This window comes from Streptomyces sp. NPDC025793 (genome assembly GCF_055558375.1).
Map to the genome: position 1 here is coordinate 49,869 of NZ_JBVHMR010000039.1, position 9,609 is coordinate 59,477.

The window sequence follows — 9,609 nt, forward strand, 5'->3', positions numbered from 1 at the left end:
GCCTGTGGAAGGACCACGCCGCCCACGGCAGTCACGAGTCTTCGAGGGACTCGAACCCGGGAAGGTTGAGCCGATAGATTTACAGCGGGCTCCGTCCACCGCTACCCGACGACGTCACCGTGCACCTGGATGCCGGCTACGACTCGGACAAGACTCGCGCTCCGCTCGACGGGCGCGGCCTGTACGGCCGGATCGCACACAAGGGCGAGAAGGCGCCGATCCAGGCAAGTCAGAGGTGGCACGTCGAGCGCACCCACGCCTGGCAGAACGCCTTCCATCGCTCGCCCATTGCTACGAGCGCCGGGCCATCGTCATCGACGCCTTCTTCGACCTGGCCGACACCATCATCACCATGCGCAGCCTGATCCGTCGGGCATGGACGACCCACCGCGGGGACGAACGCCCGAACCGCCCTCCCTGAGCACATGCTTACCTGTGCGACCTCTTATGTGAAGGCTGCTACGTTGTGCGCAGCCCACTGAGACGCTGCCAACTTGAACGTGCTGGTCAGGGTCCTGGCCTGGCAGGGTTCGTGGATTCTCGTGCTGTTGGTGGGCGGTTGTCTGCGTTCTAGATCGTCTGTCAGCGGCTCGTTTCGAGGTTGGTCAGGACGAGCAGGGCGCGCAGCAGGTTCGTGGCCCGTGCGGGGTCGAGGCGCAGTCGCGTCAGGATGCGCCAGTTTTTGAGCGCGGCGAAGCCGTGTTCGACGGGGGGCGCGGGCGGCGGCGATGAGCTGGTTGTTCTGCTTCTGTGCCGCGGTGAGCTTTTTCTTGCGGGTCCGCTCGGCCCCGGTGATGATCACCGGGTCGTTGGGGTCCTGATCGAGGCCGACGAAGCCGAGGTCGGCCAGGGCGCCCAGACCGGCGATGCGCAGGTGCTCGCAGATCTTGTCGTGCCGGGCGGTCTTGACCTCGATGGCCGCGCGCCGTCGGGGCGAGGAGATCCAGGCCAGGTTGCCGCGCTCGTCGGTGAGGGCGAGGAACAGCAGGCCGTGGGACCTGTGCTTGCCGCTGTAGTTTTTGCGGTTGGCTTTGCCGGTGCTGCGGCAGGTGCGGATCATGGTGCCGTCCAGCAGCACGACCTCGCCGCCGCCTCGGGCGATCTTCTTCAGGGCGCGGTCCAGGCGCGGGGCCTTGGCCGCGAGCAAGCGATCGCCTCGTCGCACCAGCGGCGGATCGTGGTGGCGGAGACGTCGTTGCCGCCGGCCAGGTCGGCGGCGCGCTGGTCGTGGCGCAGCACCGCCAGCACAAGCACCGCGATCTGGCCGGCGGAGCGGGACCGCCAGCGGGAGCCGATCGCCTTCAAGTGGGCGCGCAGCAGGTCAGCGACGTAGTTGACAGTGTTCGTGGATAGCGGCAGGCGGCACTGGTAGACAAGGGATCCGGCACCCTCGGAGGGTTTGTTGGTATTCGTCACACAATCCCAACCGCCACCGAGGGTGCCTCGTCACGACCCAGCGCTTACGCACCCGCTGCGCGACCACCCGGCGAGCCCGTGGGCACCTTTGATGCCCGCTAATTTCATTGAGCCCGCACCTGTGATCATGTTGCCTATCGGCATCGAACTGTCAGTGCCGCTGGTGTCCGCTTGGCTGTAGCAGGGAGTTAAACGTGCAGGACTTTGTCGTCGACCCCGGTGTCCATAATCGGGTGGCCTGGGACAAGTATGTCCAGGAGGGCAACGAGTGGACGAGGCCGGTGAGTGCTGAGGATGTCGAGCGTGCCCGCATGGGCGACTGGTCGATTGTTCTCATCGGGCGTGAGCCAGTCGACCGCTCCTGGCTGCCGACGGACCTGACCGGCAAGGATGTGTTGTGCCTGGCCTCCGGCGGTGGCCAGCAGGGTCCGATCCTCGCCGCCGCAGGGGCGCGGGTCACCGTGTTCGACAACTCGCCCCGCCAGCTCGGCCAGGACCAGATGGTGGCGGCGCGCGACGGACTTGAGCTGAGCACCGTCCTGGGTGACATGCGCGACCTCAGCGCCTTCGGCGACGCAGTATTCGACGTTGTGTTCCACCCGGTCTCGAACGTATTTGTACCCGACTTGGCGCCGGTGTGGCGTGAGTGCTTCCGTGTCCTGCGACCAGGCGGAACTCTGCTCGTGGGCTTCCTCAACCCTGATGTGTACTTGTTCGACCACGAGGCCCTCGACGAGCGCGGCGAGATGGTCGTCGTGCACAAGCTGCCCTACAGCGATGTCACGCAATACTCCGCCGAGGAACGCGCCACGAAGTTCGGCGCGGATGCCCCTCTTGAATATAGTCACACCCTCACCGACCAGATCGGTGGGCAGCTCGCCGCGGGGTTCGTCCTCACCGGCTTCGCAGAAGCACCGCACCAATCCAACGCATCCGCCCAATACATGTCGAACTATTTTGCGACGCTGGCGGTAAAGCCAGGCTGACCCAGCCGCGGCGCCGACCGAGAGGCCCGTGAACAACCAAATTCCATTCGCAGATTGGCCACTGGTTTATTCGATGTGGCCAATCTCCGACTGGCCAAGTGGAGCGCTGTGCCAGCCGACCCCCCCGCTAACTTCGCTGACCCGCCAACGTCAAACGATCGAGACCACAGACAACCGCCCACGACCAGCACGAGCACCCGCGACCCCCGCCATGCCAGCACCCTGACCAGCCAATTCAGGATGGTGGATCTTCATTCGCCTGAGAACCACGCCGGCTGTCCCGCGCCGATCAGTACCGCTCAGGCGTTGCCCCATGCTTCGAGGAATCGTTTGCGGTCGTCTTCTGTCTCGTGCAGGCGGCGTCTGGCGAGCAGAGCATGCCAGGCAGTGGTCTCGGCGTCACGCAGCCACAATTGCCCGAGGTAGCGGCCACCTGCTACGAGCGTGTCGTGAGACAGTGCGTCGCCGATCACCTCGGTCACGGCGCCGCGCTGCTGGTCGTCGAGCTCTGCGAGAAAGCTGAGTACTCGGTCGGCAATGCCCGCTTCGTTCCCCCTGGCCAGGCGGTCGAAGAACGGGCCGCCCATGTTGCCGGGGTCGATGTACAAAGCGGCTTGGCCTCCCGCCGCCTCCAGCGCACCCCAGAACTCATCGCCTTCGGTGGTACCGGGTAGGGGGAGTGCAGCGAAGAGGTGGGCCAGATGACCGTTGGCCGCTTGGTTGTACGAGACGTCGCAGGCCGCCGCGGAAGCAATCTTCGCGACCTGCCCGGTGTTCAGCCCTCCGTCCTTGGGCCAGTCCACTGGAGTGTTGAGCTGGCGGGCGAGGTGCTGGGCCAGTTCATCGTCGTCGTCTAGGAATCGCCGGACGATCACAAGTCCCCCCAATTCCATGCGTGTTGACGTACTGGAGCAGCTCTCTTTGCCTGCCAGTCCGCCCAATTGGGCAGTGATGCGCTGAGGTGTGCGGACAACGTCTGGAAAGAGCCCGTACCGAAGGACGCCTGCTCTTGGCACGGCCTCGCCGCCAAAGCCGCACGCGCCAAGCCGGTGCGACTGTCCCCCCGCGGGCTGCGAAGGAGAGGTCCGCGACGTCGTGGCCAGCGCGGTGCGCTCCCCGTTGCGTCGGCCCCAGTGGAACGCCGGCAACCTGGAGGGCGAGGACGTCCCTGCCGCGTCCATCGGATTACCCGGCGCCTGTTTGTCCTGGACATCGTCTGGCTCGGCTAGCCACTCACGGCAAACGCTTCGGCGCCGGGCGAGCCATCAGCATTGACCGCATACTCCTTGACACAGCGGTCGGAGCCCGGGTGGTCCACCGTGCCTTGATCCCTCTGGCCACTGCCGTCGAGGTGCCGAATCGTCGGGTAACCCTTCACCGTCCGACGCGACAAACTAGGACATGACGCCGGGATCAGAGACCCGGCTCCGAACGTGAACAGGACTGGCCCGTGACACCCACCACCTCCTTGCCTGCCCCCCGACTGGCTTCCGACGTGACCCCCGCCGACGTCGAGGCGCTCGTCGCCTTCCTCGACGTCAAGGTGCGCGGCATCCTCGCCGCGCACCGCAGCGACACCGACGTCTGGAAAGCCGCCCTGGGGCTGCGTCTGGCGCTGAACCACCGGGCGAGGCAGGCCCGGGAGGCGTACGCGCGAGCGGACCAGTCCCGCGAGGCGGTGCGGGCCCGGTTCCTCAGGTGGAACCGCCTGGCGGTGCTCGCCCTGGGCTGGGAGAAAGACGCGGACTACGACGAACGGTGGAAGGTCGTCGCCCGCCCCGATGCCGAAGGAGCCGCCGTCTTCGCGGCTCTGACGGGCCGCCGGTGAGCGCCCTCGCTACCGAAGCTGGCGGTCGGACTCGCCAGGGTCTCTGATCCGGTCCGGTGGGGAGGCGGAAGCCCCTCCACGGGCCGATCTCATGACCCGAATCGCCTAAACGGGTGAAAACTTGCCCCAGATGTGCCGCCCTCGCCGGAGCCCGTGAGGTCTGTATCTCCATCCGCTGGTCCAGGACTGCGTTATCAGGCCTCCGCTCGTGCCCCCGGGAGCGGTGTCACGCCCTCTGTCACGCTGTGAGGTCTATGAGGCTCACAGGCCGCGTACCCAGGTAGAAGCGGTGAGCTGTGACGAGGCGCGGGTTCAGTCGGGCGGCGTGGCCCCGGGCAACTGCCCCGACGCGGGCCTCAGGCTGCTCGCCGGTACGGCCGCCGCCCAGGGTCTGGTCAGGGGTGGTGCGGGGGTCTGACCCCGAGGACGCTGAGCATCGCCCGGGTCGCCGGGCTGGGATTGAAGGGGCTCCACACCAGGTACTCCAGCCGGTGCGGGCCGTCCACGACCGGGACCAGGGCCAGCTCGGGATCGGCGGCGGCGAGCGGACGGATGAACGCCGATGGCAGCAGGGCGACGCCGAGCCCGCGCCCGATCAGCCGCGTGATCAGCTCCACCACCCCGGCCTCGTAGGCCACGTCGCGGACCAGCCCCGCGGCGGCGAACGCTCGGTCCGACTGGGCCCGCGCAGGCGTTCCCGACACGAAGTCCACGAATGTCTCCCCGGCGATCTCCGCCAGCGTCACGCGGGACGCCTGTGCCAGCCGGTGCCCGGCCGGCACCGCCAGGACATGCGCGTCGTGGTCGAGGACGACCGCCTCCACCCCGGCCGGCGGCTCGCCCTCCGGCAGGCCCAGGAAGGCGATGTCCAGCTTGCCGTCCCGGACCGCCGCTGCCAGGTCGTCGCTGCGCCCCGAGCGCAGGGCCACCCGCACGTCCGGATGCTGGGCGCGGTAGCGCTGGAGCACCTCCGGTACGTCGACGGCAGCCGTGGTCACGATCACGCCGACGGCCAGCCGACCGCGCACCACCCCGGTCGCGGCCGCCGCGTCCGCCACCGCCCGATCGGCGGCGGCCAGACACTCCCGCGCGCCGACCAGGAACGCCGCGCCCGCGCTGGTCAGTTCGACCCGGCGGCTGGACCTGGCGAACAGCCGTGCCCCCAGCTCTCGCTCCAGGGCGGCGATCCGGTGACTGAGCGAGGACTGCACCACGGCACAGCGCTCGGCGGCTCGGGTGAAGTTCAGGGTGTCGGCGACGGCGACGACGTACCGCAGCTGCTGGAGGTCCACTCGCTGATGCTTTCTGTTCATGGCTGTGATGGCAACCATGCTTTGGAATCATGGCTGCCCGCTGGCGAGACTTCCCCCATGCATCCCACGCTCGCCTCGCATCAGCGCCGGGGGCAGGCAGCAAGCGTCGCCCTGACCGCGCTCGCCCCTGCCGCCTGGGGCACCACCTACGCAGTGACCACACGGCTGCTCCCGCCCGGCCATCCGCTGTTCGCCGGGCTGATGCGGGCCCTGCCCGCGGGGCTGCTGGCGCTGGCGATCACCCGGGTGCTGCCGCGCGGGCCGTGGTGGTGGAAGACCGCGGTGCTCGGCGCCCTCAACATAGGCGCCATGCCGCTGCTGTTCGTGGCGGCCGAACGGCTGCCCGGCGGGGTCGCGGGCACCCTCGGTGCGGCCCAGCCCCTGTTGGTCGCCGCCCTGGGCACCGCTCTGCTGCATGAGCGGCCCACGGCCTGGCGGCTGGTTTGGGGGGTGCTCGGGGTGCTCGGTGTCGGACTCGTCGTGCTCGGCCCGCGGGCCGAGCTGGACACCGTCGGCGTGCTCGCCGGGCTCGGGCACACGGCGACCATGGCGGCCGGAGTCGTCCTCACCAAGCGCTGGGGACGCCCCGAAGGGGTCGGCCCGCTCGCCCTGACCGGCTGGCTGCTGACCTCCGGCGGGCTGCTGATGCTCCCGCTCACGCTCGGCCTCGAAGGGATTCCGGGGCGGATCGACGCGGGCGCGACCGGCGGTTATCTCTGGCTCGGCAGCATGGGCGGGCTGATCGCGTACACCCTTTGGTTCCGTGGGCTCGACCGTCTCCCGGTCGGTGCGTCCGCACCGCTGGTGCTGCTGTCCCCGCTGGTCGCGACGGTCATCGGGCTCGCCGAGGGGGAGTCGCTGAGCCTGGCGCAGTTGCTCGGCTTCGCCCTGGCCCTGACCGCGATGCTGGCCGCCCAACTCGGGCCCAAGGAACGGAAGAAGACCGTGCAGGAAGGGGAGATACATGATGACGATCGCCGTGCTCGGAGCCACCGGGATGGTCGGTGGCCGGGTGGTGACCGAGGCGAGGACGCGCGGACACCGGGTGCTGGCGTTGTCCCGGAAGCCGGCGAGTGAGGACCCGGGCGTGACACCGGTCGCGGTCGACGCGCAGGACGCGGTCGCCGTACGGGAGGCGATTGCCGGGTCGGCCGCCGAGGCCGTCGTCCTGACCGTGCGGACGTACCCGGCCGATGAGGACTTCCTGGTCGGCGCCACCCGGACGGTGCTGGACGCCGCCGCGGGGCTCGGGATCCGGGTGCTCGTGGTCGGCGGGGCCGGGGTGCTGCGCAGTCCCGGCGACCGGGAGCTGCCGGTCGCCGAGAACCGCGCGTACGTGCCCCCCGAGTACCGGGCGGTGGCCGCCGCAGGTGTGGCTCAGCTGCACGCCTGCCGCGCCCATCCCGGCGCCGACTGGGTGTACCTGAGCCCGCCGGCCCTGCTGCGACCCGGCGACCGCAGCGGCCGTTACCGGCGCGGCACCGACACCTTGCTCGTCGATGCCGACGGGCGGTCGTACGTCAGCGCCGAGGACCTGGCGGTCGCCGTACTGGACGAGCTGGAAAACCCCGGCCCCGAGCGGCACTTCACAGTCGCCGAGGCACCTCCCGCCTAGCGCTGCCACGTCACCGCGGCGAACAACTTCCTCGACTGGCTCGGCGGCGAAGGGCTCGCAATCGGGACCTGCACCCAGACGGACCTGGAACGCTGGATGGCCGACCCCACGGTCAGCTACCCCGACGAGACCGGCCACTTCGTCCGCTGGTCGGTACAGCACCGGCACGCCCGCGACCTGACCTACGGCACCGTCCGCTGGACCGGCCCGCTCAGCATCATCGACAGCGAGAGACGCTGGGCGGACGCCCGGCGCCTCCTCAACGACGACACCCTGCCGACCCCGGACCGTGTCGCGGGACTACTGCTGATCCTCTACGCACAGAAGATCGCCACCATCAGCCAACTCACCGTCGGTGACGTCGACTTCGACGGCGACGCCGTCTCCATCACGTTCGGCACCTCGCCGGTCGTCCTCCCCACACCCCTGGCCAGCCTGGTCCGCGAGCTCATCGCGACCCGCCGCGGCAAGGCCAAGATCGGCACCCCTGAGGGCGCGCCCTGGCTCTTCCCCGGAGGTCAGCCGGGACGCCCCCTCGGCGACGACCAGATCGGCCAGCGCCTCCACAAGATCGGGATCCGGCCCAAGCAGGACCGCTCCACTGCGCTGTTCACCCTCGCCACCGAAGTCCCCGCCGCGATCCTTGCCCGGATGCTCGGGGTCCACATCAAAGTGGCCGTCCAGTGGCAGCAGGCATCAGGCGGGGACTGGGCCGCCTACGCCGTCGACACCAACTACCGCAGCAAGCTCGACGAGAACGCCCGCAACGCCCGCCACCGGTCCACCCAGGCGTGGTCGCGTCAGGCATCCCTGCCGGGCGCCTCGAAGTCGATCGGTGAACTGGATGACGGGCTGGACCCGTCGATGGACTACCACCTGATTGCGTGCTGCGGCGCGCGCACCTACAACGTGCTGCAGGGCGGTGTGACGCAGGACAACAGCCGTGAGATGCCGCAGATCGACAAGGGGTACCTGGACCAGGACACCAGCCTGGTCACGATCTCCATAGGCGGCAACGACTCAGGGTTCTCGGACATCTTCCAGAAATGCCTGATCTCCTTCGGAGGCAGCAACTGCAAGGACAAGACGTTCGACGAAAGGGACGAGGACAAGGACATCGGCGGCCGGGACGCGAAGTTCGCAGGCCAGAAGCTGGAGACCGCTGTACCAGGCATCATCAACGAGATCGTCCGTCCGGGCATCACCAAGACGCTGCTGCAGATTCACGGCAAGGCACCGCACGCGAAGATCGTCCTCATGGGGTATCCGCCACTGATCTCCGACAGCGGCTCCTGCCTGAGGATCCCGCCCTTCGGCCTGTCCTCGGATTCCGCAGACTGGCTCAACGCCACCGCCGTCACGCTGACAGCGGCGATGCAGGGCGCGGCCGACGACGCCAACAAGCAAGGCGCGAGCGTGTGGTTCTCCGACCCGACGAGCGACTTCGCGGGCAAGGGTGTATGCGGTAGCCCTGAGCAGGTGCACGGCATCGTCAAGGCCCTTGTGCAATCCGACAATCCGAGCAACGACTGGCCATGGCTCAGGAACTACGGCTTGTCGGCCCAGTCGTTCCACCCGAAGATCGAGGGCGCGCGACTGTACGCGAACTCCCTGGAGCGGACCATGTCGGGCATGGGCCTTAGCAACCGCTCGTGATCAACCCGGGGCAGCCCGCAAGGGTTGCCCCGGACCTGTCTGAGCACCCGTACTCATGCCCTGACTCACCAGCCTGGTGGACAGTGGCCCTGGCGGAACCCTCTGGAGGCAACACCCAGCGATGAGAGGCCCGATGAAAAGCACCGCGAAAGGCGGCCTCGCCGTCCTTCTGCTGCTCGCGCTGACCGCGTGTTCGTCTGGAAACCGCGCCGTCAGCCCGAAAGAGGCCCGGACACTGGCTGGCAGCCGTCAGGCGACCGAAGCCCGGCAGCAAGCGGAGCAGAAGCTCCGGAAGGTCATACAGGCCTACGCCGACCACACTCGCCTGAGTCTCGGGCTGGTCGCGGTGCAGGACACCTGTCAGACGGGTCTTCGAAAGCAGGCGTTCTTCCAGGACGGCAGCGACACGTACAAGATCAAGTGCTCGATGAGCGTGACGGCCTACTACGGCGCCAACCCACACCATATGGGTGATGTCATCGACAGCATCCTCACCGCAGGCGACAGCGACCCGCAGATACCCTTCACCCACGATGACACCGGCAAGCGACTACTCGCCTACTACCGGGGCAAGGGACCCAATCCAAACGGTCCTGGAGCCCTCGATCCCAGCAGTGTCTTTGCCTGGGGAGCCACGCTGACCTGGGATCCGGTGCGTGACCCCAATCCCAAGCGCATGGTCGAGGAACCTCTCACTCTGAGTGGGCGTTAAGTCCGTTTCTGGTAGCGGCCTCGTCCGGGTTGGGTGAGGAAGCCTTGGCGGACGAGGCGTCCGAGGCGGCTGCGGGTGACGTT

General features: G+C 68.4%; 10 protein-coding genes and 1 pseudogene. 7 read left to right on the forward strand and 4 right to left on the reverse strand.

What is annotated here, in order from left to right:
* Window positions 1-98 precede the first annotated feature (98 nt).
* A pseudogene (locus tag ACZ4MF_RS39940) lies at window positions 99-421 on the forward strand (IS5/IS1182 family transposase); the annotation flags it as partial.
* A gap of 24 nt (window positions 422-445) precedes the next feature.
* Here ACZ4MF_RS39940 and ACZ4MF_RS39945 read toward each other — a convergent pair.
* Together ACZ4MF_RS39945 and ACZ4MF_RS39950 are read right to left on the reverse strand one after the other, a co-directional pair.
* Entirely contained in the window at window positions 446-1,147 is a 702-nt protein-coding gene (locus ACZ4MF_RS39945; RefSeq protein WP_467498051.1) for a transposase family protein, read from the reverse strand.
* Entirely contained in the window at window positions 1,108-1,416 is a 309-nt protein-coding gene (locus tag ACZ4MF_RS39950) for a hypothetical protein (RefSeq protein WP_467498053.1), read from the reverse strand. Before ACZ4MF_RS39950 ends, ACZ4MF_RS39945 begins: the two co-directional genes overlap by 40 nt.
* A 194-nt stretch (window positions 1,417-1,610) precedes the next feature.
* Between ACZ4MF_RS39950 and ACZ4MF_RS39955 the strand changes: the two genes are divergently transcribed.
* The gene (locus ACZ4MF_RS39955) at window positions 1,611-2,402 is read left to right on the forward strand and encodes a class I SAM-dependent methyltransferase (RefSeq protein ID WP_467498054.1); all 792 of its coding nucleotides are present in this window, start codon (window positions 1,611-1,613) and stop codon (window positions 2,400-2,402) included.
* A 299-nt stretch (window positions 2,403-2,701) separates the two neighbouring features.
* Here ACZ4MF_RS39955 and ACZ4MF_RS39960 read toward each other — a convergent pair whose 3' ends face one another.
* Window positions 2,702-3,295, reverse strand: a complete 594-nt coding sequence (locus ACZ4MF_RS39960; RefSeq protein ID WP_467498056.1) for a hypothetical protein — start codon at window positions 3,293-3,295, stop codon at window positions 2,702-2,704.
* A gap of 557 nt (window positions 3,296-3,852) precedes the next feature.
* Between ACZ4MF_RS39960 and ACZ4MF_RS39965 the strand changes: the two genes are divergently transcribed.
* Window positions 3,853-4,230: a hypothetical protein gene (locus tag ACZ4MF_RS39965; protein WP_467498058.1), complete on the forward strand. Its 378-nt coding sequence runs from the start codon at window positions 3,853-3,855 to the stop codon at window positions 4,228-4,230.
* A 395-nt stretch (window positions 4,231-4,625) separates the two neighbouring features.
* Here ACZ4MF_RS39965 and ACZ4MF_RS39970 read toward each other — a convergent pair whose 3' ends face one another.
* Window positions 4,626-5,522: a LysR family transcriptional regulator gene (locus tag ACZ4MF_RS39970; RefSeq protein ID WP_467498066.1), complete on the reverse strand. Its 897-nt coding sequence runs from the start codon at window positions 5,520-5,522 to the stop codon at window positions 4,626-4,628.
* Window positions 5,523-5,600: 78 nt separating this feature from the next.
* Here ACZ4MF_RS39970 and ACZ4MF_RS39975 point away from each other — a divergent pair, with 78 nt between their 5' ends.
* The 4 genes from ACZ4MF_RS39975 to ACZ4MF_RS39990 all read left to right on the forward strand — a co-directional run bounded on the left by ACZ4MF_RS39975 (window position 5,601) and on the right by ACZ4MF_RS39990 (window position 9,526).
* Window positions 5,601-6,620, forward strand: coding sequence for an EamA family transporter (locus tag ACZ4MF_RS39975; RefSeq protein ID WP_467498060.1), 1,020 nt, complete (start codon window positions 5,601-5,603; stop codon window positions 6,618-6,620).
* Window positions 6,511-7,158: an NAD(P)-dependent oxidoreductase gene (locus ACZ4MF_RS39980; RefSeq protein WP_467498068.1), complete on the forward strand. Its 648-nt coding sequence runs from the start codon at window positions 6,511-6,513 to the stop codon at window positions 7,156-7,158. Before ACZ4MF_RS39975 ends, ACZ4MF_RS39980 begins: the two co-directional genes overlap by 110 nt.
* Before the next feature lie 96 nt (window positions 7,159-7,254).
* Complete coding sequence (locus ACZ4MF_RS39985; protein ID WP_467498061.1) at window positions 7,255-8,814, forward strand: hypothetical protein; 1,560 nt, start codon at window positions 7,255-7,257, stop codon at window positions 8,812-8,814.
* 133 nt (window positions 8,815-8,947) lie between these two features.
* Window positions 8,948-9,526, forward strand: a complete 579-nt coding sequence (locus ACZ4MF_RS39990; protein ID WP_467498062.1) for a hypothetical protein — start codon at window positions 8,948-8,950, stop codon at window positions 9,524-9,526.
* Window positions 9,527-9,609 lie beyond the last annotated feature (83 nt).

What these genes read in the sequence shown, in the direction of transcription:
- ACZ4MF_RS39980 (WP_467498068.1), top strand. Translation starts at nt 6,511, where the DNA reads ATGACGATCGCCGTGCTCGGAGCCACCGGGATGGTCGGTGGCCGGGTG.
- ACZ4MF_RS39975 (WP_467498060.1), top strand. Translation starts at nt 5,601, where the DNA reads ATGCATCCCACGCTCGCCTCGCATCAGCGCCGGGGGCAGGCAGCAAGC.
- ACZ4MF_RS39985 (WP_467498061.1), top strand. Translation starts at nt 7,255, where the DNA reads ATGGCCGACCCCACGGTCAGCTACCCCGACGAGACCGGCCACTTCGTC.
- ACZ4MF_RS39990 (WP_467498062.1), top strand. Translation starts at nt 8,948, where the DNA reads ATGAAAAGCACCGCGAAAGGCGGCCTCGCCGTCCTTCTGCTGCTCGCG.
- ACZ4MF_RS39960 (WP_467498056.1), bottom strand. Translation starts at nt 3,295, where the DNA reads ATGGAATTGGGGGGACTTGTGATCGTCCGGCGATTCCTAGACGACGAC.